Consider the following 23,807-nt stretch of genomic DNA (forward strand, 5'->3'; position numbering starts at 1 on the left):
CTGTATCAATAGCGGGTGCGGTCGAGCGCGAGCAGTGTCTCGCAGGCACGCGCGAGCCCGCCCCACAGTCGCGAATAGCCTTCGACGCCCATCGCGAGCACTTCCTTCAAACCAAGCAGCGGCGCGTCCTCGCTCGTTTGCTCATGCCAGTCGAGCCACGCGTCGGCACGGCCGAACGTGCATTGCACGAGCTGCCGTTGTTGTTCGAGCGTGAGGCCGTCGAAGCGCACGCCGAGGTGCCGGCCGACGCAGCGGCTCACGTACACCGGAAAATGGAACTGACGATCGCCGCGGCTCAGGCACACGCCGAGACTGTCGCCCGGCGCCAGGTTCAAACCCGGCTCGACATCGAGACCGAGGCCGCCGGTCGAATAGTCGCTGGTCGTGCAGGCGAGCGTCGAGCCGTCCGCGAGCAGCAGCGTCGCCGCCGCGCGCATCGCGATGCGATGCGTGACGCGCACCTGCTTCGCCTCGCGCGCAACGCTCGAGGCCGCGCCGAGCATCACGAGGTTGTAGAGGGTCCAGAACACGTTCATCAGAATCGTCGCCGTTTCGCCGCTCTGCCCGAACATCAGCCGGTACACGCCGGCCGCGAGCGCGCCGCTGTTCAGTGCGAGCAGCACCAGATACGGCTTCGACGTCGACCAGTCGAAGTAGCCCTCGCTGATGCGCCCGCCCTTGTCGGTCACGTTGAACTTGCCGTGCTTCGGGCTGAAGAACGCGATGGTGGTCGGCAACACGATGTACCACGCGAGCACCGACTCGTAGACTTCGGCCCAGAACGAGTGACGGTACTTGCCCTGCATGCGCGAGTTCGCGAGGTTCGCGAGCACGATGTACGGCAGCACGAATCCGGCGATCGTCGTCGCCGATGCGTTGATGAAGTACATCTGGAAGAACAGGTACGCCATCGGCATCGTCAGGAACACGAGCCGCGGCACGCCGTAGAAGAAATGCAGCATCGCGTTGCCGTAGCAGAGCCGCTGGAAAAAGCCCAGCCCGCGGCCGATGAACGGATTGTCGATGCGAAAGATCTGCGCCATGCCGCGCGCCCAGCGCGTGCGCTGCTGGATATGGCCCGCGAGGCTCTCGGTCGCGAGACCGGCGGCCTGCACGGTCGGCAGATAGGCGGTCGTGTAGCCGCGCCGATGCAGCTTAAGCGCGGTATGCGCGTCTTCGGTGACGGTCTCCACCGCGATGCCGCCCACTTCTTCGAGCGCATCGCGTTTGAGGATCGCGCACGAGCCGCAGAAAAACGACGCGTTCCACAGATCGTTGCCCGACTGCACGAGCCCGTAGAACAGATTGCCCTCGTTCGGCACGCGGCGGAACGTGCCGAGGTTGCGCTCGAACGGGTCCGGCGAAAAGAAGTGATGCGGCGTCTGCACCATCGCGCAGCGCGCGTCGCGCAGGAACGTGCCCATCGTCGTCTGCAGGAACGAGCGCGTCGGCACGTGATCGCAATCGAAGATCGCGACGTACTCGCCCTGCGTGCGGGCGAGCGCGCTATTGATGTTGCCGGCTTTCGCGTGACGGTTGTCGTCGCGGGTCAGATAGCCGACGCCGCAGGCCTGCGCGAAGGCTCTGAATTCCTCGCGGCGGCCATCGTCGAGCAGATAGACGCGCAGCTTGTCGGCGGGCCAGTCGATGCCTTGCGCGGCGAACACGGTGGGCCGCACGACGGAGAGGGGCTCGTTATAAGTCGGGATGTAGATGTCGACGCTCGGCCAGCTCGATGTGTCGGTGGGCAGCTTCGCGACCGCGCGCTTCAGCGGCCACGCGGTCTGCACGAAACCGAGCAGCAGAATCACCCATGTATACGCTTCCGCGCCGAACAGCAGATAACCGAGAATCGCCTCCCCCGGCGTCTGGAACGACAGCGTCTGGGTGACGCGCCACCACACGTAGCGCACCATCGCGAGCATCGCGAGCGTGGTCAGGATCAGCACCGGCATGCGGCCCGGAAAGCGTCGCACGATCAGCGCAATGAATACGAGCACGGCGAAGAACTCGAACTGACCGTCGGACTGCAGTGGCGACGTGCCGATCACCGCCCACAAACCGATACCCGCGACAACCATCAACGGCAGCAGCCAGCGAACATGGCCGATGCGCTGCGTCGCGTCTTCGAGCCGCGTGCCCCAGCGCTGCCACGGCAAGCCCGCCAGCAGCGCGTCGACGCGCTCGCGCCCGCGCCGCCCGAGCAACCAGAGCGGCACGAGCCAACGGTCGATCCAGGCGGCCAGCGCCCGCACTGTCGCCGCCGCGCTTCGTGACGACGAACGCGGCGCGCGCACGAACGCGCGCCACAGCCATGCGCGCAGTCGATGCGGTTCGAGCACGCCCCATTGCAGCGCGAAATGCAGCAGGGCCGCGCGCATCCAGCGGCGCGCGTAATCGGGCTTGCCCGCCGCGGGCGGCCGGAAGAACAGCCGCACGAACCAGTCGAGCGGCGTGCGAGTCGCGGGCACGCCAAGGCCGCGCGCGACCCAGTCGAGCGCTCGCGTACGCAACGAACGCGTTTCCCGTTCGCTCATGACCCGCCGTCCCGCCGATCGAGCGGCGCCGTGGCTTCGGTGAGCCACGCGTCGAGCCAATTCGCGAGCCCCTGCAGATCGTGCGACGCCTGCGAATGCGGGGCGTCGTCGAACAGCCACGTGCCGCGCGCGAACGACTCGGGCAATGCAACATCGAGATGCACGCGCTGCGCGAGCGGCAGCTTGTCGCCGAGCGCCGCGCCGAGCATCGCCAGCACGTCGCGCTGCATGTCGCGCGCGGGGTTCAGCCGGTTCACGATGATGCGCAGCTGCGCGCATGTATCGCGCAGCGCCGCAAGCCGCGTGACCAGCGTCGCGCAGGCGGCCGGTTCGGGCGGGGTCACGCACAGCGCGAGGTCCGCGCAACGCAGCGCGTGCTCGGCCTGCTGCGACGGATAGCGCGCGGTGTCGATCAGCACGACGCCATCGCGCGGCAGATCGAGCTCGGCGAGCGCGTCGGCGAGCCAGCGCGGATCGGCGGCGAGGCGTGCGTCGCACTGCGTGCTTTGCGCGGTGGACACCGCGCCGTACGGCACGAACAGCACGCCGTCCGCGTTGCGCCACGTGGATGCATGCCATGCGGTGTCCGCATCGAGCAGCGCCTGCGACAGACCGGAAGCCGCGAGACCGTCGATGCCGAGCTGCGCGCCGAGCATGTTCTGCGGATCGAAGTCGAGCGCGACGACCTGGCGGCCGCGGCGCGCGAGCAATACCGCGAGCACGGCGGTCAAGGTGGTGCGGCCGGTGCCGCCCGCGGTCGAGACGACGGCGATCGTTTTCATCGCGCCACCTCGTCCTGGGTCGTATCGAGCGCGGGCAACAGCCGCGCGCGCAGCGCGACCGGCTCGATCTCGCACGGCACCGCGTCGCGCGGATCGAAGCCGCGCATGGCCGCAAGAGCGCGCCGCGCGCCGACGCGCTGCCAGACGATCCACATCGGCAGCGCGACGACCATGCCGGCCACGAAACACATCAGAACCAGTTCGATCATTCGATGCTCCTCGCGCGCACCGGCATCGCGCTGGGTTCGGCGCGACGACGCGGTGGCATGGGGTGGGGTCGGCGGCGCTCAGTAGCGAGCGGTTTCGCTTCGGCTGATCCGGCAGGCCGGGTTGGCGCAGACGTTGGCGCGGCATCGACTTCGAGCTCGGCACGCGCATGAACCAACGCCACTTCCACTTGCGCGAGTTGCACGGCGGCCACGTGCGCCGCTTCGCCCGCGGCTTCGTGCGGCGCTGCGGCGAGCGGTGAGCTCAAAGGCGCGCCATCACGCATCGACGCCGCGAACATATCGCTGTAATCGGCGATCCGGTTGCGCCGGTTGGCCGCGTCCAGCGCGTCGAGTTCGGCGCCGATGCTCTGCTCTGCCAGGTGCACGAGCGAATCGGCGAGCTGTTCGACCGGCACATCGATGATCCGCGCCAGCGCGGCGTCCGCATCGGCGAGCCGGCAGGCGAACAGGAACACATACAGATGCGACGCGTCGACGGTCAGCACGTCGCCCGCGCGGCGCGGCACACAGTGCTTCAGCGCATCGACGTGCGCGCATTGCGGCAGCAGCGTCAGCTTCACGAGCACATGCGGCAGTTGCAACACGCCGCTGCGTGCGAGCACGAGGCGCACGCGCTCGCAGAACGCGCCGGCCGGCAGATAGCCGCGCACGTCGTCGCTCAACGCGGCGCTCAATGCGCTGCGGTAGTCGGCGGCGACCGGCCGCGTATGGAGTTGCCCCTGCAGCGACTGCAGCAGCGACTGCATGCGCGAGAACGGCAGGTCGCGGCCGAGCACGAGGTTCGCGCCGAGCGTCAGCACGAGCAGCTCATATTGATGGCGCAACACTTCGCCCCGCTCGACGACGACGATCTTCAGCGCGCGCCCGGCCTGGCGGCGCAGCGCATGAACCGTCGCGCACAACGCGTCGAGCTGCGCGCCGCCCGCGTAATCGAGCACCACGGTCGCGGCCTGAGCATGGGCGCACGCGCTCAGCACCGCGGCCTGATCGGCGCACACTTCCCAATGCGGCGGCAGCCACGCCTCGTGACCGCGCACCACCGCGCGGCTCACGACGACCCGCTGCTCGTCGCGCGCGAGCAGGCGTTCGCCGCGCGCGACGCTGCTGGCCAGCGCATCGGGCGCGACGCTGAGGTGGCCGCTGTCGGTAAAGCGCAGCGAGCGGACTTCGCCCGTCACCAGCGTGCGATCCGCGCGCCAGAAGTCGGCATGCCACAGCAGCTCGCCATGCGTGCGCTCCATCCGTGCGACGCCCGCGCATGCCGCATGGAACGCGTTGCGGCGTGATGCATCGATGACGCCGTCCGGCGCGCCGCGTGTATCGAGTGAATCGTCTTCGCCATTTCCATCGACGCCGAGCAGCAGCACCAGCGTAATACGCCGTGCCGCGCACCAGTTCGCGAGCATGCGGCCTTCGTGCGCGAGCGCGGCGGCGTCGTGCCAGTTGAACCAGCGTTCGGCGCCTTCGATGAAATACAGCGAGCCTGCACGAAAACCGAAGCGCTTCAGCGCGCGCAGACCGCCGAACAGTTTGCCGTGCGTCGCGGCGCTGTCGGCTTGCTGCTCCGACTCTTGCGCATCATTGACGGCCGGCATCGCCAGCACGTTCAGATTGCGGGGCCAGCCCGCGGCCGGCGCGTTGGCGCTAAAGCCCAGCTCGCGCAAACGCTGGGCAACGGCCGCGCGTTCACGCGCGAGCACAACCGTCACGTCGCGGGTGAGCGCGATGCGCGCGCTTTCCCAGATCAGTGTGTCGACGCCCGGCGTGTCGCCCCCCGGCGTGCGCGGCGCCGCGTAGATCGCATACAGCTTGCCCGCTTCGAGCGCGGCCCATTCGCCCGGCAAGGCCTCGATCGCGAGACGGCCGACCTGCCGTGCGCGACGCTGCGCGCCGGTGCCGCCGAACATGCGCAGCCAGCGTCGCATGAAAGTGCGCCCAGAAGTTTGGGTTGGATTCGAAACGGTGTTCACGTCTGCTGTCCCAGGTCTCGTTGCATCGCCGTTCAATAGCTCGAATAAAGCCGTACCGGCTGCGGCGACAGACGGTTGTCCTGCCTGCGCGCATCGAACGTGTAGCGCAGATAGACGAGCGCGGCGCTCGGTGCGTAGTCGTGCGAGCGATCGATGCTCAACTGCGCGCCCAACACCAGATGCGGATCGGCGCGATACTCGACCACGCCCGCGAGCCCATACGAAAACGCGACGCCCCGTGTCGAGCTGCCCGCATTGACGAGACTCTCGAGCCCCGGCGCCGCGCCGAGACCGGCGGGCAGACCGTTCGGGTAGTACGGCGAATCCCGCTCGTACGAATTCGACACGCCGACGGTCGCGCTCAGATCCCACTTCAGCGCGCCATGCCGCCCCAGCCATTCGAGCGGCACGCCGAGCGACAGATAGCGCTGCGGACTGTAGTAGCCGCCCTGCCCGAACGAATAGAAGCGCAGGTTGTTCGTGTAGTGCCACGCGTTGCCGACGAGGCCGGTGCTCACCAGTGAATTCGCGCGCCGGTAGACCGGCATCGTGAAGCCGGTGCGCAGCGTGACTTCCTGATTGCTCGCGACGTTGCGCCCGGTCAGCTCACCCGCGCCGAGATCGGCGAACAGGTTCGCCGCACCGAGATCGAACGATGAATGCAGGTCGATGCCATCGCGGCGCACGCCGCCCCACACGGTGCCGGTCACCGGATCGTGCATGCCGGCATACGACAGCTGGCTACCGGTTTCCGGACGGCGCGAGCCGCTGACTGAAAAGCTCGCCGGTCCCGCGTCGAAGCGGTAGCGCACCCCGCCGACGAGGTAAGACACGGGGAATCCGAGCGGCGTCGTGCCGAAGTCGAAGCGCCACGCGTCGGACGTGTAGCCCGCGCCGAGCGCGACCCCGGTGACCGACTGATGCAGATACGGCAAGCCCGCGGCCAGCGTGGCGAGTTGCTGCGGCGACAGGCCGAGCGACGTGCCGAGCTTGTCGGCTGCGCCGAAGCTGCCGAAGGTATCGCGCGTGAACGCGTTGGCGTCGCTGACATCCAGCGTGTCCGCGTCGAGATGCACGGTATCGATGTGCGCGAAGAAATGGCCGTCATAGCGATACGGGATCTGCACGTACAGCGGCACCTGCCACGCGCGCAGCTGCGAGATGCCCGCGTCGCCGGACTTATATGCGGGCAGCCAGCCGGTCTCGATCGACGGATTGCGGCGCTGTTCGAGATCGTCGAGCGCGGCTCGCGCGGGCGTGCCATCGGGTCCCGCGCGCACGCCCGCCGAGCGTTCCTGCGCGAGCGACAAACGGTACAGCGAAGCGGCATCCTCGTACTGCCCGAGGTCTTCGGCGATGCGGCCGCTTTGCACCGTCACGTCCGGCCGCGTCGGATACGCGGCGCGCAGTGCCGTGGTGATCTGCTGCGCGTCGCGCGCTTGGTTCAACGCGGCGAGCCGGCGCGCGGCCGAGAGCCGCGTGTCGACGTCGTCGGGCGCGGCGCCGTCGAGCACATCGTGCACGACGCGCAGCGCGGCGCCGCGCTGGCCGCTCTGCTCCAGCACACGGGCCAGCGCGAGCTGCACTTCCGGATCGTTTGGCTGCGCGGCGAGCAATGGCGCCAACGTCGCCCGCGCGGCCGCGTAGTGGCCCTGCACGCGCTGGAGGTCGGCGAGTTCGAGCGTATAGCGTTTGTCGCGCCGACCGGCGGGGCTGACCGCCGCGAGTCGCTGCCCGGCCGCTTCGTAATCCCCATGATCGATCGCTTCGTCGGTTTGACGTAGGGCCGCACGCAGCGCCTGATCCTCGAGGCGCGCGTGTTGCGCAGCGTCCAGCTTCAGCCGCGGATCGTCACGCAACTGCTGAAGCCATGCGGACAGCTCCGCGTCGCGTCGCGCGCTGCCGAGCAGATCGCCGTAACGCAGCCGCACGTCCGCGTCGGCCTCGCCCGGATGCGCGCCGATCCAGTCGCGCAGCAATGCGAGGCCGCGCCCGGCGTCGCCCACGTCGATCCACTGCGCGCCGACCGACGCGAGCAGATTCGGATCGTCGCCGGCCAAAGCGCGTGTGTCGTCGAGCAGGCGGAGCGCGCTCGCGCGATCGTCGCGGGCGAATGCGGCGCGCGCGTCGGCAAGCTTTCGTTGCGTTTGCAGATTGCGATCGAGCGCCCGCATACCCTCGGTGCGCTCCTGCTCCGGGATCAGCGCGAGCGCTTCTTGCGCGCCGCTCAGGTCATCGAGCGAATCGCGGTAAAGCGCGCTCGCATAGCGCATCTCGGCCGATGGCGCGAGCGCGAGCCCCTCGTCCATCACATTGCGGCCGAGTTGCGGCAGGCCGAGATCGCGGTACAGACGCGCGAGCGCGAAACGGGTCCACGCTGCGTCGGGCTCGCTGCGCAAGGCGGCTTCATAGCGTTGCGCGGCGGGACCGCGCTCGCCGTCGGCGAGCAACTGGTCCGCCTGTTTGGCAAGCAGATCGGCACGCAGACGAGCGAGGCTCTGGCGATCGTCGGCAGCGGTGAAGCGGCTTTGCAACGCGTCGATCAACGGCTCGACCTGCGCCGCGCGGCCGGTGTTTTCGAAGAGCGTCTGGGTGCTGCGCAGCGCTGCCACGCTCGGCGCATGCCCGCTCAGCATGTCGCGCAAGAGCGGCTCGGCCGCGCTCCAGTCGTGCTGCGCGAGCAGCGCGTCGGCGAGCATCAGCTTCGCGTCCGCGTTGTCCGGCTCCATCGCGAGCGCCGCGCGTGCCGCCCGCTCCGCCTCCTGCGCGTGGCCCGCCGCGGCAGCCGCGCGGCCTTGCGCGAGCGTGCCCCAGAATTGCGCGGTGCGCGCGAGGCTCTGCCATTTCGCGCGATTGTCGGGCGCGAGCGCGGCCGCGCGCAGAAACAGCGTGCGCGCTTCGTCATGCCGCCCGGCCCGCATACGCGCGATGCCGAGACCGCCGACTGCGTCGGCATCGTCGGGACGCGCGCTCGCGGCGCGCGCGAGCAGCGGCTCGGCGGCCGCGACATCGTTGCGCTCGAGCGCCCGCAGACCGCGCTGCTGGGCGATGTAGTCAGGGTTGTGTTCGAGTTGCCGTTGCGCGTCGAGGCGCGCTTCGAGCGTCGCGACACGCTCGCGGAATTCGGTGTCGTCCGGCACGAGTTGCAGGTACGCGCGCAACGCCGGCAGATACGCGAGGTCCACGCCTGCCGATTGCAGCACGTGACGCCACGTGTCGAGCGAGGCCGTGCGATCGGAGTCGGGCCGCGTCGCCAGATTCCACGCGATGCGGTTGGCCTCCGCGCGCGTATCGCCGCGCGTGTTCAGCAGATTCGCGAGCACCAGCGCGGCATCGACGTCGGACGGATCGGCGGCGATCCGCCGATGCAGTGCGACCAGCGCCTGCTCGCGGCCCTCGGGCGTGCCCGCGAGAATCTGGTAGTACTCGGCGCCGAGCGAGCCCGACGGCGCGCCGTGCGGAAACAGCAGTTGCAAGCGCCGCGCCGCCTCGGCGGAATGGCCGCTACGCGCGAGCAGACGCACGGTCGCGAATTCCTCGCGGCCGTTGGTGGCGACGCGGAATTCGTCGTCGATCTGCTGGATCGCCGCGCTGTCTGGCGCTTTCGCGCGCAAGCGTGCGAGCGTCGCCTGCGCGGCTTGCGCTTTCCCGAGACGCAATTCGATGCGCACCTGTTCGGCAAGCAACACCGGATCGCCCGGCGCGGCTAGCAGCGCCTTGTTGATTGCCTGCAACGCAAGGTCGTCGCGATGTTTGGTCGACCACATGCGCGCGGTCGCGAGCAGGCGTTGCGCGGCGGGGTTTGGTGGCGGCGCTATGGTCGGCTCAGCAGCGGGTGCCGCCAGCGTACCGATGGCAGCGGTGCGCGCGGCCGTCGTGCGCATCGCTTCGGCTTGCCCGGTGTTGCCGTACGCGTGACCCGTGATCGCCGCGGCGCATGCGCACGCGACCACGCTGAAACGCGCCGCGCGCGTTACTGCGGCGCGGCGCGGCACGACGTGCTCCAGTGCGGATCGAGGGTGCCGTCGGCGGCGAAACGATAGCGGCCTTCGCGCCAGCCGAGCGCGAACAGGCTCAGCACGCTCGTGTAGTAACCGGCGGCCGTCTCGCTATCGAGCGCGGCGACGCGTGCGATCTGCGCATCGGCGAGCGCGCGCTGGCCGCGCGCATCGAGAAACGGCACGGCCGCCGCCGAAAAACCGGCGTTGCCCATGTTGATGCCGGCACGGCCATCGCTCGCGTCGACTTTCTCGGGCGGCGCGCCGTGCGCGGCGATGAAGTTCGCGAACGGCGCGAAGCGCGCGAGCAGCGTCGGCGCGAGCGGATCGCGCCGGTCGAGCATGCCGGTCCACAGGTACACGCGAATCGCGTTATAGGCGCTCTCGGCGTGGGTCTCGGCGTCGGGTGCGAAGCCGCGGTTCGCGCGGTACAAAGCCCAATCCGGCGAGAAGCCATGCGGCGCGGTATCGACCAGGATGCGGCTCGTGCTCGCGAGCAAACGCGGCCAGCGCGGATCGTCGGGCAGCCGCGTGGCGAGGCCGCGCAGCACCTGCGGCGGCATGTAGCTCGGATTGACGCGCCACACGTCCGCGTCCGGATGAAAGCCGACCGGCCCCGGCAGCAAGGTCAAGCCGAGCCCCGGCGCGTTGGCCGTTTCCTCGTCGAGCACACGGCGGGCGAGCACCGCGCCGCGCGCCGTGTAGCTGCGCTCGCGCCAAGCGTCGCCCGCTTCGAGCAGCGCATAGGCGATCCACAGGTCGGCATCCGACGATGCATTCGCGTCGAGCACCGCCCAGTTGCCGTCCTCCGAGCGGCCCCACAGCCACGCCGGCAAACGCGCGGTCAGGTCGCCTTGCGCGAGATGCTGCTCGGTCCAGCGCAAGATCGTGTCGAAGGCCGCGCGGTCGTTCGCGACCAGCGCAAAAAACAGTGCGTACGATTGGCCCTCCGACACCGTCCGCTCGTCGGACGAACCGACGTCGATCACGCGGCCATCGGCGGAAAGGAAGTCGCGCTTGAACTGCTGCCAGCGCGGCCAGGGCGCGGCGGTGCAAGCTGTGATGTCGGCGTGGCTCGGGAGCGGCGCTTGCGTGGCGAACGCGTGGTGGCTGCTCGCGAGCGTCAGCATCGTGGTCAGCACCGTTGCTGAAACGCTCGCCGTTGTTCGCACGAGCCTGCTCGCGAACCTCGCGTGCAGGTCCGCGACACTTTCAACGCCCACCCCGTCGCGCACTGCCCGCCACAGCGCCCCGCCCTTCGACTGACTCATCGATCAGACTCCCCGGCGCCGCGCGGCCAGTTCCTGCAACGCGGTGAACGCGCCGATCGCGAGCAGCAAGCCGGCGAGCGCGCCGAGCACGCCGAGCAGCACCGGATGCTGAATCGCCTTGCTCCACAGCCGCGCATACCAGGGCACGTAGCCGACCAGATAGGTGTCGCCGACGCGCATGCTGTCCACCTTGCCATCGCGCAGCAAAGCGACGTCGCCCTGCAATTGCGCGACACGGTCCGGCTTTTCGAGCATGTCGAGCAGTTGCGACAACTGCTGCTGATCGGTGGCGCTCAGTGCGACGACGCTGCGTCCATGGCTGTCCGGCAATTCGAAGCCCATCAGCGCGGCCAGCGGTCCGTCGCGTTCGATCCGCGCGCCGCCGTCCGGCCGACGCGCGTCGCTGTGCGCGGCGCCGTCGCGCCGGGCGGCGCTGTGCCACTGCTCGTCGACCGCGAACGAGGCGCGCGCGAGCGGGCTCGACGCAGCGGCGCCCGACGCGGCGGCGTCGCCCGCCTGGGCGCCGATCGTCAGTGGCAACGCATGCGGCCAGCGCGCGAGCCACGGCGCCGAGCCGTTGCCGCCGATCACGAGCAGATCCTTGCCGCTCAGCTGCGCGAGCTCGCGCGGCCGCGCGACCTGCACGCGCAGCGCCGGATAGCCGGTCCATTGCCCCATGTGGCCAAGCATCGTCAGCAGGCTTTCGAGCTCCTGCGGCGCGGGATGCTCGGGAATCACGACGGCCGTTTGCGACAGGTCCGCGTAACGCGTGAACGGAAAGCCGCTGTTCGCGAAGAACGCGAGGTTCGGCATCCGTGCGTAGTGGACGAAATCCGAGAAGTCGATCGTCGAGTCGGGATCGACCGCGGCCTGCACCGGGTTCGTCGCGACGCCCTGGCAGAGCCCGGTCTTCTGCGAATCGAGATTGAAGCGCAGTTGCAACTGGTTCGAGCTGCCGACCCGGAATGCCGGAATATCGAGCGCGCTCGTCGCACGGTTGGCGTTGTTCGACAGCACCGGCAATTGCAGGCGGCCTTGCGCGTCGTCGGCGGTCGCGAGCGCGAGCCGGTACGACTTGACCAGTTGATCGTTGATCTGCACCGCGAGCGCCGAGTTGTTCTGCACGGTCGGCGCCGTGTAGCGATACTTCAGATTCAGCGGCACGCCCGCGCCGTTCCACGAGTACAAATCGGCGGGCACGCGCAGGTTCAGACGGATCGCGTCGGGCGTGCTGCCGCGCACCTGTAGTTGCGACGGATCGTCGATCAGTTCCTTGAACGAGACCGGCCGGTCGACCGGCAGCCAGCGTGGCGCGTCGTAGGGCTTCCTCGGCGCGCCGGCGGCGAGCTGCGTGATGCGCACCGCGGGACCCGCTAGCGCGGTCGTGCCGAGCACCAGCGCGGTGCTCGCTTCATCGACTTCGGCGGCGCTGCGGCCGGTCACGATCAGCAGCTTGCGGTTGGGCGCGACGGGATTGTCGGCGACGATCAGCATCGGACCGTTGACCGGCGGCAGCGTGAGGCCGGCGGGCAGCTGCTCGCTGCGCGCGACGACGACCGCGTGTGAGTCGGTAGGCAACGTCGACAGCGCCGGAAAGCGCGCCTGCCGATAATCGGCCTGCGCACCGAACCACGAAGCGAGTACCCCCGCGCTGTGCAGCGTCGCGTTGTCGGCGGCGGCCGGCAGCACGAACGGCAGACGCAGCCGGTTCGCGTCGCGGTGATCGAAGAACGGCGCAGGCAGCAGCGCGAGATCGTCGGGCAACCGGATCGGCGCGGTATCGACGATGAACTCGCTCGACGGACTCACGTCGGCCCACAGCGCCGAGTTCTCGGGGTCCTCGCAATGCTCGAGCGTGTAATGCGCGATCAGGCGCAGACCGATCTGGTTGTAGTCGGTCAGAAAACGCGGATCGAGCGGGATGTCCTGGGTGACGAGCTTGCCGGCGTGCTCGCGATCGAACGGCACGGTCGCGATCACTTCGTTGTTGATCGACACCTTCAGATGCGACATCGCGAACACCAGCGACGGCGAATACGTGTAGCGCAAGCGCAGGCGCGCGGCCGTGACCACGCGATCGAGCCGCACGCCGAGATTGACGGTGCGCGCGTCTTCGACACCGCGCAGCGTCAGCGGCTGATACGCGCCCAAGGTCGGGAATGAAACGCGCGATGTGCTGGAGCCGGATGCGGGCGTCGGGACGCTGGCATCGTTGTCGAGGTAGTTGGCGCTGGGATTGGCCTTGGCGGCACTCGCGCTCGCGACAGTGGGCGCGGCCGGCGCAATCGCCGCGGCGGCGACGACAGGCACCGATGGCGCGGCGCCCGACGCGACGGCATACAACGCGCCGACAACGGCGCTCAGCGAAACGCACAACGACACAACTGGTTTCATGAACAGCTCAGCTTGTTGGACCTGGACCGTGCGCACACGAGTGCGCCACTTACGGTGCGAATCCGGTCTGCCGCGCGAACGCGCGAAGTGGGAAAACGGACTGCCGGCACGCACAGGAGAAACACGCGGCGCACCATTCCTCGTATACGGAAAATCCGGCGAAACCTTGAGCGGAACGAGCAACGGGGATGACCAACATTTGAGATTTGAACGCAATCGGCAGCAGCCCTAACCGGTTATACGTTCCTTTCATTTTTCCGAAGCCGGTCGGTCAGGCGAGAAGGTGCCAGGAGCCTGCCGCTGTTGGGCGGCGCAAAGATATCACAATTTGCAACCTTGTTGACATCTTGTAACATCCACGGTCATTTGCTGCACATCAAACATCATCCCAAAACATGCCTGATCCGGCCGACTCCCCCACTCACTCGAGCATCGCGCCGCCCGCGAAGCGCAGCGGTCCGCTGCGCGGGTTGTTCGCGTTGCGGCATTCGTACGCCGGCATCGTCGCGACATTGCGCGCGGAAAGCGCGTTCCGTCAGGAAGCCGCGCTCGCGGCGATCCTCGTGCCGGCCGCGTTCCTGATGCCGGTCGACGCCATCGCGCGCGCGCTGCTGATCGGATCGGTGCTGCTCGTGCTGCTGGTGGAGTTATTGAATTCGGCGATCGAGGCCGCCATCGACAGGATTTCGTTCGAGCGGCATGAATTGTCGAAGCGCGCGAAGGACTGCGGCAGCGCGGCCGTGACCATTGCGCTGCTGATGTGTGTGCTGACGTGGGGCGTGCTGTGCGGGCCGCTGGCGTATCACTGGCTGCGTGGATGACGCGTGACGGGTTCTACGTAGTCCGCAGCATGGCTGGCACGTTGCGCGCCTGGCGGAGAGGGAATGCAAACGTTAGCGTCGGCTCGACGGTAATTTCGCGTGCCGCGAAATATTCGTCACGCAAACGTTGGCGTCAATGAAACGATGGCACATGTATTGCTGAATTCCGCTCGCCGGCATCTCACCCGTGAAGCCGCGTGACGCACGCAACGGGGCGCCGTTCAAACGTCATTTCAACAATCCACCGGTGGAGGCACCATGCTTCGATACGCTGTGATTTTCTTCATCATCGCCATCATCGCCGCAGTGTTCGGCTTTGGAGGCATTGCCGCGGGCGCAACCGAAATCGCCAAGGTATTGTTCTTCATCTTCCTGGTGATCTTCCTCGTCACCCTGCTGATGGGCGTGATCCGACGCTGACGGCTGCACACAGCGTTCGGTGAATTCACCCCTCGCCCGATGCGAACCGGCGACGCTGCGTTGGTGCCGCGTTCAGGATTGCACCGCTGCGGTCGCCGTGGCCGCCGTTGCCGCCGTTGCAATACTTGCCGCAGCATATTGCAATAGTTGCCGAAGCATCGGGCGCTTCAACTCCGCTTTTCTTCCGCTTTTCTTCCGCTGCTTTTCCACTGCTTTTCTCCGCATGCCGCGGACGTATGCGGCATTGCTTCAGGCCGCACGCGCGATCTGCGGCGTCGCATGCAGACGCCGCGACCAGTTCGCGAGCGTGCGCATCGCTACCGGCGGCTTGCTCAGAATCGCGCTGTCGTAGCACCTGTGCGCGAAGCGCATGAATTCGACGATGCGAAACCCCTGCCCGCGATAGAACGCGATCCGCTGCGTGGCCGGTTGCGGGGTATCGAGTGCGAGTTGCGCATAGCCGCGTGTTGCGGCCCAGTGTTCGGCGAACGCGATCAGCAACGTGCCGATGCAACGCCCCTGCCACGCGGGATCGACTGCGAACTGGCGCAAGCTCGCAACATCGTCGTGCCTGTATAGCTCGCATGATGCTTCGCCGTCCGAAGCATAAAGCGTCATCGTGCCGACGATCCGTCCGTCGCATACCGCGACATGGCAATCGCCGCGCAGCACGCGCTCGCGGGTCGCTTCGATGGTCTGATCCACGCACGTGCAATTGAGCCCCTGCGCGCCGAGCGGCGCGAACGCGCGATGCAGCAGCGCCGTCAACGCAACGAACGAATCGCGCGACGCGTCGAAGCGCCTGAGTTCAACGTGGCCGGCACGACATGCATAGTGGACCGGAACGGATTGCGGACGGCTTGCGCGACGCTTCACGTTGAGCACCTCGTACTGACTGGATGCCCGAAGTGTATGGTCGGCCGGTGAGCGTCTCAAGAAAAAATGTCGTAAAAACTCTGGCCGATCACCTGTCGTTCACGACATGTTTTCGGCTTCGTATAGACGACGACCCGCCGCATCCTTGCTGCCGAGAATAGGTTGAAAGTCGATCGGCCACTCGATGCCGATGTCGGGATCGGACCACAGCAGGCAGCGTTCGAGTTCGGGGAACCAGTACTCGGTGGTCTTCCACACGCACTCGGCGACATCGGACAGCACGACGAAGCCGTGCGCGAAACCGGGCGGCACCCACATTTGCCGCTGGTTCCCTTCGCTCAGATACTCGCCGCTCCATTTGCCGAAGTTCGGTGAGTTCAGGCGTACGTCGACCGCGACGTCGAAGACTTCGCCGCGCACGACGCGCAGCAGCCGTCCCTGCGGACGCTGCACCTGGTAGTGCAAGCCGCGCAGCACGCCATGCACGGCGCGCAGATGGCGGTCCTGCACGAAGTTGAAACCTTGCGCGACGTCGTCCGAAAACTCGTCCGCGCTGAAACTCTCGAAGCAGAAGCCGTATTCGTCGATGAACACTTCCGGCTCGATGAGTTTCACCTCCGGCAATGCCGTCGCCATGACCCTGTTGCCCATCGCCACTGTGCTCGTAAGAAGGCTGGCCAGCGAACCTACGGCCGCTCTCGCGACCGCGTCCAACAGACGAGGCGCGCCCGCGGCGCGGGCGCGCTATCGCATGCTATTGATACATGCTACGCCTCACTGGCCGCCCGGCTTCGGGCGCGATACTCGGTTGGCGACAAAGCCATGCGCTTGCGGAAGATTTTCGCGAGGCGGTCCCCGTTGCCAGTGCCGCTGCGACGCGCGATCTTGTCGACCGGCAATTCGGTCTCGGTCAGGAAGTTGCACGCGATGCGCAGCCGCACCTGCAGCAGGTAGTCCGACGGCGTGACCTGCATCTCGTGCTTGAACCGGCGCAGGAAATTGCGCTCACTCATTGCGGCGACCTGCGCGGCATCGGCGACCGAGACCGGACGGTCGCAGTTCGCCTCCATCCAGCGCGCGGCCGCGCGAATCTTTTCGGCGACGCTCAGCGTGCCGCCCTCGGCCGGCAGCGGCACCCACGTGGAGGCCATGCCGGGCATCACGCGATCGGCGACGCTGCGCGCGAGTTCCGCGCCCAGGTCGCGCTTGATGAACATCAGCGCGCTGCGCGCGCAGTCGTGACGGTCATTGGCCGCGCTGAACGCGCCTTCGCTCGCGCTCGCGCCCGGATAGCGGCTCATCAGGCCATCATGCTCGGTCGGGCCGGCCGCTTCGAGCACGAGGCGTCCCTCGCCGATCGTTTCGATCGCGCGGGTGCGCGATTGCACGGCGCGCAGCCAGTTCAGCAGGCGTTCGTCGCGTGCGGCCACGTGGGCGCCGTAGCCACCTGCGATGAACAGCACGTCGAAACCGCCGCCAAAGCGCGTGTCGATGCGATCAGTCCAGATGCGCGCCGACGACGAGCTGGCAACATTGCCGCCTTCCATCGACAGGAACTGCACTTCGTAGGGCGGATCTTCGCCCGAGCGCGTGCCCGCGAACTCATTGGCGGTCTGGAACATTTCGACGACGGTACCGGGGCCGAGCAGCCAGAAGCCGTCGAACAGCAGAATGCCGATTCGCCGCGCTGCAGTACGGACGTTCAATGCAGGCGTGTGAAGCCACGTAATTCTCGTTGTATCAAGGTGCATGTGCGGCATGATCTTCCCCAAACGGGCATACGTTGTGGACCCCGATTTGCCCCGTCAGCAGACGGAACGAGAGAATGCGTTATTACGGCGGGAAAACGGACTAACGCCGCATAAAGGATTAAGCGTGATGTTAGCGGAATGGATCGCTATAGTAAATTTGAAAAGAATATTTCATCACGAATATCCATGTCTGAGGAAAAGCGGTTATTGAGCGATTGATATGAGCGCCCGGCAGGACCGGCAACTATGCGAGGTTGCGCGCAGTGGGTGGGGATATCTTACCGCAAAGCCTTGGGGGACGGCACTCTCGCCCGTTCGGGCAAAGTTGCCGATAATGCGAAGCGTAGGGGACCCATCTTACCGAGTACGTTTCTTGCCGCATCAAAAATGTTTCAATTGTGAACTGCTTATCATCCCGATTATGTCCGCGCAATTCGGTAGTTTATTCGCAAAGCGTAAAGTTATTCCCCGCGCCATTAGGCATATCGGCGGCATTGGTTCTGGGCCGAAAACTAATATCCAAATGCTGATTTATCGGGGGTTCCAAAAACGTTTCTATTTTGAAACATCGTCGATCGCTTTCGTATGAATTAATCGCGCGGATGCACCGCGTTTGGCGAATCTCTGCCGATTGATTGCAGTGCAGCAATGATGTGTGGCGCAGACGCGACGAAGCGCCGGCCGTGGCAACCTGCAAGGTTGCCACGGCACATCTGACAAGCGCGTGGAATGCAAGCAAACAGTGGGTTGGGACCGCAAATCGCGGCCCGCAACGGCCGCGCCGCTGCTCGTCAGGTTGCCTCAGCCATTCGTCCCTTCGCCGGCCAGCGCGGCATTAGCGGCCGTGCGCGCGAGCACCGGCCGCAAAGCCGCGCCGGTGTGACTCGCGGCCACACGCGACAGGCTTTCCGGATCGGTTGCCGCGACGATCGTACCGCCGCCCACGCCGCCCTCCGGACCGAGGTCGATGATCCAGTCCGCCTCGGCGATCACGTCGAGATCGTGCTCGATGACGACGACGCTATGCCCGCCATCCACGAGCCGATGCAGCACGCGAATCAGCTTCGCGACGTCCGCCATATGCAGGCCGACCGTCGGCTCGTCGAGCACGTATAGCGTGTGCGGCGGCTTCTGGCCGCGCCGGGTGAGGTCGTCGCGCACCTTGCTCAGCTCGGTGACGAGCTTGATGCGCTGCGCCTCGCCGCCCGACAACGTAGGCGATGGCTGGCCGAGCGTCAGATAGCCGAGCCCGACGTCCTTCATCAGTTGCAGCGGATGCCCGATGTTCGTGATCGACGCGAAGAACTCGACCGCTTCGTCGATTTCCATCGTCAGCACGTCGCCAATGTTCTTGCCGCGCCACGTGACCGCGAGCGTCTCCGGATTGAAGCGCTGACCGTGACAGACATCGCACGGCACCTTCACGTCGGGCAGGAAGCTCATGCCGATCGTGCGCACGCCTTGGCCCTCGCACGCGGGGCAGCGGCCCTCACCGGTATTGAACGAGAAACGCGACGCGGTATAGCCGCGCGCGCGTGCCTCAAGCGTGCCCGCGAACAGCTTGCGGATCGCATCCCACACGCCGATGTAGGTGGCGGGGCACGAACGCGGCGTCTTGCCGATCGGCGTCTGATCGACTTCGAGCACACGGTCGATGCTTTCCCAGCCGGTGACCGAATCGCAGCCCTGCCACGTGTGCGTGACGTTCAGCGGCGCGCGCGGCGCCGAGCGCGCGAGCACGCTCGAACGCCGGTTCGCGGCCGGTTTCTGTTCGGCCGCCGCACGCGCGCGGCGGGTGGCCGGCGACGACAGCACCGAGCGCCCGACCGCATCGAGCAGATTGGTCATCAGCACGTCGCGCGCGAGCGTCGATTTGCCCGAGCCGCTGACGCCCGTCACCGCGACGAGCCGCGCGAGCGGAATGCCGACCGTCACGTCACGCAGGTTGTGCAACTTGCCGCCATGCACGGTCAGCCAGTTCTCCGGCACCGCGGCTGCACGCTTGCCCGGCGCGACGACCTCGCGACGCGACTGCAGCGGATGTACGATCGGCTGCGCGAGAAAGCGCCCGGTCAGCGAATCGGCCTGCGCGGACAGGTCCGCGACGCTGCCCTGCGCGATCAGCGTGCCGCCACGTTTGCCCGCGCCCGGCCCGATATCGATGATGTGATCGGCGCGCCGGATCGTGTCCTCATCATGCTCGACGACGACGAGCGTATTGCCCTTGTCACCGAGCTTGCGCAGCGCGTTCAGCAGGATCTGGTTGTCGCGCGGATGCAAGCCGATGGTCGGCTCGTCGAGCACGTAGCACACGCCTTGCAGGTTGCTGCCGAGCTGCGCGGCGAGCCGGATGCGCTGCGCTTCGCCGCCCGACAAACTCGGCGCCGCGCGATCGAGGCTCAGATAGCCGAGCCCGACCTCTTCGAGGAACTGCAACCGGCTGCCGATTTCGCTGACCACGTCGCGCGCGATTTCGGCATCGCGGCCCATCATCTGCAGGGTATCGATCCACGCGCGCGTGTCGGACACGGTCCATTGCGCGACATCGACGATCGCCTGCGAGTCGAACGTGACCGCGCGCGCGACCGGATTCAGCCGGGTGCCAGCGCAATCCGGACAAGGCTCGTCGACGAGCCCTTCCGGTTCCTGCTCCTCCGACGGCAAGCTCTGTTCACGACCGCGATTGTCGTCGACGACGATCGTGTCGTCATACGCGGCGCGCTGCTCGCGCGTGAGCGACAGCCCCGTGCCGACGCAGCTCGTACACCAGCCATGCTTGCTGTTGTACGAGAACATGCGCGGGTCGAGCTCGGGATAGCTCGTGCCGCACACCGGACACGCGCGCTTCGTCGATAACACCTTCACGTCGCCGAGCTTCGCGGTGGACTCGCCGCCGTTGATCGCGTCGTGCAGGCCGTCGAGCGGCGCGAGCAGATGCATGATGCCTTTGCCGATGTCGAGCGTCTGATCGAGCGCTTCGCGCAGCTCGGCTTCATGATCGGCCGAGATGACGAGATCAGCGACCGGCAGCTCGATTGTGTGCTCACGGAACCGGTCGAGCTTCGGCCACGGATCGACCGGCACGAACTCGCCGTCCACCCGCAGATGCGTATTGCCGCGCGCTTTCGCCCATTTCGCGAGGTCGGTATAGACGCCCTTGCGGTTCACGACGAGCGGCGCGAGGAAGCCGACATGCTGGCCCTTGTGATCGCGCAGCAACTGCGCGGCAATCGATTCGGCGCTCTGCGACGTGACCGGCGTGCCGTCGTGAATGCAGTGCTGCAAGCCGAGCTTCACGTACAACAGACGCAGGAAGTGCCACACCTCCGAGGTGGTCGCGACGGTACTCTTGCGGCCGCCGCGCGACAGCCGCTGCTCGATCGCGACGGTCGGCGGAATGCCGTACACCGCGTCGACTTCGGGGCGCCCGGCCGGCTGCACGATCGAGCGCGCGTACGCATTCAACGATTCGAGGTAGCGCCGCTGACCTTCGTGGAACAGGATGTCGAACGCGAGCGTCGATTTGCCCGAGCCCGACACGCCGGTAATCACATTGAACTTGCCGTGCGGAATATCGACGTCGAGCGCCTTCAGGTTGTGCTCGCGCGCGTTGACGATGCGCACCACGTCCTCGCCTTCGATCGCGCGACGCGCGCGGGCCGCGCTCAGTGCCTTCTGCAGCGGGATGCCTTGCGGCTCCGCTTCGGCTGCGACGCCCATCGCGCGGTCGTATTGCAGCAACGCCTCGCCGGTATGCGACTCGGCACACGCTTTCACTTCGTCCGGCGTGCCCGCGCACAGCACGCGGCCGCCGCCGTCGCCGCCTTCGGGACCGAGGTCGATGATCCAGTCGGCCGCGCGGATCACGTCGAGGTTGTGCTCGATCACGATCAGCGAATGACCGCTCGCGAGCAGCTTGCCGAACGCCTGCATCAGCTTCGCGATGTCGTCGAAATGCAGGCCCGTGGTCGGCTCGTCGAACATGAACAGACGCTTCGCGACCGCCTGCTTCGCGCCACGCGTGCTGCGCGTCTGCGCCGATTCCGCGAGAAAGCCCGCGAGCTTGAGCCGCTGCGCCTCGCCGCCAGACAGCGTCGGCACCGGCTGGCCGAGCTTCACGTATTCGAGCCCGACGTCGACGATCGGCTGCAGCACGCGCAATACTTCGGCATCCTTTGCGAAGTACGCGGCAGCCTCGCTGACGGTCAGCTCGAGCACGTCGGCAATACTCATCGAGCGCGCGGCCTCGCCTCGCTCGATCTTCACCTCGAGGATTTCCGCGCGATAACGACGCCCGTCGCAATCGGGGCAGCGCAGGTACACGTCGGACAGGAACTGCATTTCGATGTGCTCGAAGCCCGAGCCGCCGCAGGTCGGACAGCGGCCGTCGCCCGAGTTGAAGCTGAACATGCCGGGGCCGTAGCCGCGCTGCTGCGCGAGCGGCGCCTTCGCGAACAGCTTGCGGATTTCGTCGAACGCGCCGACGTAGCTGGCCGGATTCGAGCGCGCGGTCTTGCCGATCGGCGACTGATCGACCAACACGACGTCGGTCACCTGGTCGGCGCCCTCAAGCGACTTGAACGCGCCCGGCGCTTCGGTGGCAAGGCCGAAGTGGCGCGCCATCGCCGGATACAGCACGTCCTGCAGCAGCGTAGATTTGCCGGAACCGGACACGCCGGTCACGCAGACGAGCCGCTGCAATGGAATTTCGACCGTGACGTCACGCAGATTGTGCTCGCTCGCGCCTTCGAGCACGATGCGCGGCGTGCTTGAATCGACCGTGCGACGCGACCAGTGCGCGGCATCCGCGACATGGCGCCGGCCGCCGAGGTATTCACCGGTCAGCGTGCTGGTCGAGCGGATCGCGTCGGGCGCGCCGTCGAAAATGATCGAACCGCCGCGCTCGCCAGGCCCCGGACCCATGTCGATGAGCCGGTCCGCCGCGAGCATCACCGACGGATCGTGCTCGACCACGACCAGCGTATTGCCCGCGTCGCGCAGCCGGTGCATTGCCTCGACGATGCGGTTCAGGTCGCGCGGATGCAGGCCGATGCTCGGTTCGTCGAGCACGAACAGCGTCTTGGTCAGCGACGTGCCGAGCGCGGTGGTCAGGTTGATACGCTGCACCTCGCCGCCCGACAGCGTGCGGCTTTGCCGATCGAGCGTCAGATAGCCGAGGCCGACGTCGCAGAGATACTTGAGGCGCGTGCGCACTTCGGCGAGCAGCAGCTTCAGCGCGTCGTCGAGCAACGCGCTCGGCAGCGTGATGTCGTCGAAGAAGCGGCGGATGCGCTCGATCGGCATCAGCATCAGATCGTGCACGGTCAAACCCGGCAACGCTTCGAGTTGTGCGCGCGACCACTGCACGCCACGCGGCATGAAGCGGTGCTCGGGCGCGAGCACGTCGTTCGCGTTCGCTTTGCTGCCGAGGCGCCACAGCAGCGATTCGGTTTTCAGACGCGCGCCGCCGCAAGTTTCGCATGGCGTATAGCTGCGGTACTTCGACAGCAGCACGCGGATATGCATCTTGTACGCCTTCGATTCCAGATAATCGAAGAAGCGTTTGACGCCGTACCAATGCGTCTGCCACTTGCCGTTCCAGTCCGGCGAGCCGCTGATGACCCAGTTGCGCTCGCGCTCGCTGAGCTCGCCCCACGGCGTGTCGCGGCGGATGTCGGCTTTCGCCGCGTAGCGCATCAGATCGTCCTGGCATTCCTTCCACGCGGGTGTCTGCATCGGCTTGACCGCGCCTTCGCGCAGCGTCTTGCGTGCGTCTGGAATCACCAGACCAAGGTCGACGCCGATCACGCGGCCGAAGCCGCGGCAGGCATCGCACGCGCCATAGGCCGAGTTGAACGAGAACAGCGCGGGCTGCGGATCGGCATAGCGCAGATCGCTTTCGGGACTGTGCAGGCCAGTGGAGAAACGCCAGATGCGCGGCTCGGCGGCTTCGGCTTTCGGTTCGTCCGAGGTGGCCGGCAGCACGTAGATATTGACGCGCCCGCCACCGCGCTTCAGCGATGCCTCGATCGCCTCGATCGCGCGCGCTTTGTCGACCGAGCGCAGCCGGAAGCGGTCGGCGACGACGTCGAGCAGCTTGCGCTTGCCGGTGGGCGAATCGACTTCGCGCTGCGCCTGCACGCGCGTATAGCCGCTCGCCGACAGCCACTGCTCGACCTCCTGCTCGGACGCCGACTCCGGCAATTCGACCGGGAACGTGACGACGAGCCGCGGCTCCTGCTGCGCGGTGCGCTCGAGCAGTTCCGCGTAGATCGTCTCCGGCGTGTCGTGCCGCACCGGGTGCGCGGTCTGGCGGTCGAACAGCTCGGCCGCGCGCGCGTACAGCAGCTTCAGATGGTCGTTGAGCTCGGTCATCGTGCCGACCGTGGAGCGCGAGCTGCGCACCGGGTTGGTCTGGTCGATCGCGATGGCGGGCGGTACGCCGTCTACGCGGTCGACCTGCGGCCGATCCATCCGGTCGAGGAACTGGCGCGCGTAGGCACTGAAAGTTTCGACGTAGCGGCGCTGGCCTTCCGCATACAGCGTGTCGAACACGAGGCTCGACTTGCCCGAGCCCGATGGCCCGGTGACGACCGTCATTTCGCCGGTGCGCACGTCGAGGTCGACGTTTTTCAGGTTGTGCTGGCGGGCGCCGCGAATGCGGATCGTGCCGTGGGTCTTGTTGCTGCTCGGCTTGCCGCTTTGGGGGGTGTCGGCGAGGGTGTCAGGGGTTGCGTCGTTGGAGGACAATTTTTCC

General features: G+C 67.1%; 14 protein-coding genes. 2 read left to right on the plus strand and 12 right to left on the minus strand.

Features of this window, described 5'->3' with window-relative positions; translation table 11 throughout:
* Positions 1–5 precede the first annotated feature (5 nt).
* From bcsA to bcsB, 7 genes are all read right to left on the minus strand, one after another.
* On the minus strand, positions 6–2,537 hold the full coding sequence (bcsA, locus tag AB3X94_RS15865) for a UDP-forming cellulose synthase catalytic subunit (protein WP_368612042.1): 2,532 nt from the start codon (positions 2,535–2,537) through the stop codon (positions 6–8).
* Positions 2,534–3,319, minus strand: coding sequence for a cellulose biosynthesis protein BcsQ (gene bcsQ, locus AB3X94_RS15870; protein ID WP_368612043.1), 786 nt, complete (start codon positions 3,317–3,319; stop codon positions 2,534–2,536). The genes bcsA and bcsQ overlap by 4 nt, the downstream gene beginning before the upstream one ends.
* On the minus strand, positions 3,316–3,528 hold the full coding sequence (locus AB3X94_RS15875) for a hypothetical protein (RefSeq protein WP_176109009.1): 213 nt from the start codon (positions 3,526–3,528) through the stop codon (positions 3,316–3,318). The genes bcsQ and AB3X94_RS15875 overlap by 4 nt, the downstream gene beginning before the upstream one ends.
* Positions 3,525–5,474 (minus strand): cellulose biosynthesis protein BcsE, encoded by a 1,950-nt coding sequence (bcsE, locus tag AB3X94_RS15880; protein WP_368612044.1) that lies wholly within the window; start codon positions 5,472–5,474, stop codon positions 3,525–3,527. The genes AB3X94_RS15875 and bcsE overlap by 4 nt, the downstream gene beginning before the upstream one ends.
* 77 nt (positions 5,475–5,551) lie before the next feature.
* Positions 5,552–9,514 (minus strand): cellulose synthase subunit BcsC-related outer membrane protein, encoded by a 3,963-nt coding sequence (locus AB3X94_RS15885; RefSeq protein ID WP_368612045.1) that lies wholly within the window; start codon positions 9,512–9,514, stop codon positions 5,552–5,554.
* Positions 9,493–10,788, minus strand: coding sequence for a cellulose synthase complex periplasmic endoglucanase BcsZ (gene bcsZ, locus AB3X94_RS15890; protein ID WP_368612046.1), 1,296 nt, complete (start codon positions 10,786–10,788; stop codon positions 9,493–9,495). The genes AB3X94_RS15885 and bcsZ overlap by 22 nt, the downstream gene beginning before the upstream one ends.
* Before the next feature lie 3 nt (positions 10,789–10,791).
* Positions 10,792–13,182, minus strand: coding sequence for a cellulose biosynthesis cyclic di-GMP-binding regulatory protein BcsB (gene bcsB / locus AB3X94_RS15895; RefSeq protein ID WP_368612047.1), 2,391 nt, complete (start codon positions 13,180–13,182; stop codon positions 10,792–10,794).
* 395 nt (positions 13,183–13,577) lie between these two features.
* On the opposite strand from bcsB, the gene AB3X94_RS15900 reads away from it, so the two are divergent.
* Positions 13,578–14,003, plus strand: a complete 426-nt coding sequence (locus AB3X94_RS15900; RefSeq protein WP_368612048.1) for a diacylglycerol kinase — start codon at positions 13,578–13,580, stop codon at positions 14,001–14,003.
* Between the two features lie 258 nt (positions 14,004–14,261).
* Positions 14,262–14,423 carry a DUF1328 domain-containing protein gene (locus tag AB3X94_RS15905; RefSeq protein ID WP_013089029.1) on the plus strand — a complete coding sequence of 54 codons (162 nt, stop codon included), beginning with the start codon at positions 14,262–14,264 and terminating at the stop codon, positions 14,421–14,423.
* A 72-nt stretch (positions 14,424–14,495) separates the two neighbouring features.
* Here the strand turns inward: AB3X94_RS15905 and AB3X94_RS15910 are convergent, their stop codons facing one another.
* The 5 genes from AB3X94_RS15910 to uvrA all read right to left on the minus strand — a co-directional run bounded on the left by AB3X94_RS15910 (position 14,496) and on the right by uvrA (position 23,800).
* Positions 14,496–14,633: a hypothetical protein gene (locus AB3X94_RS15910; RefSeq protein WP_368612049.1), complete on the minus strand. Its 138-nt coding sequence runs from the start codon at positions 14,631–14,633 to the stop codon at positions 14,496–14,498.
* A 39-nt stretch (positions 14,634–14,672) separates the two neighbouring features.
* Positions 14,673–15,299 (minus strand): GNAT family N-acetyltransferase, encoded by a 627-nt coding sequence (locus tag AB3X94_RS15915; RefSeq protein ID WP_368612050.1) that lies wholly within the window; start codon positions 15,297–15,299, stop codon positions 14,673–14,675.
* Between the two features lie 99 nt (positions 15,300–15,398).
* A complete protein-coding gene (gene rfbC / locus AB3X94_RS15920) occupies positions 15,399–15,950 on the minus strand; it encodes a dTDP-4-dehydrorhamnose 3,5-epimerase (protein ID WP_176109016.1) in 552 nt (183 codons plus the stop codon).
* A gap of 116 nt (positions 15,951–16,066) precedes the next feature.
* Positions 16,067–17,059 carry a GlxA family transcriptional regulator gene (locus tag AB3X94_RS15925; protein WP_176109017.1) on the minus strand — a complete coding sequence of 331 codons (993 nt, stop codon included), beginning with the start codon at positions 17,057–17,059 and terminating at the stop codon, positions 16,067–16,069.
* Between the two features lie 792 nt (positions 17,060–17,851).
* Positions 17,852–23,800 (minus strand): excinuclease ABC subunit UvrA, encoded by a 5,949-nt coding sequence (gene uvrA, locus AB3X94_RS15930; RefSeq protein ID WP_368612051.1) that lies wholly within the window; start codon positions 23,798–23,800, stop codon positions 17,852–17,854.
* Positions 23,801–23,807 lie beyond the last annotated feature (7 nt).

It is taken from the genome of Paraburkholderia sp. BR10923, from assembly GCF_040948765.1.
GTDB lineage: Bacteria > Pseudomonadota > Gammaproteobacteria > Burkholderiales > Burkholderiaceae > Paraburkholderia > Paraburkholderia youngii.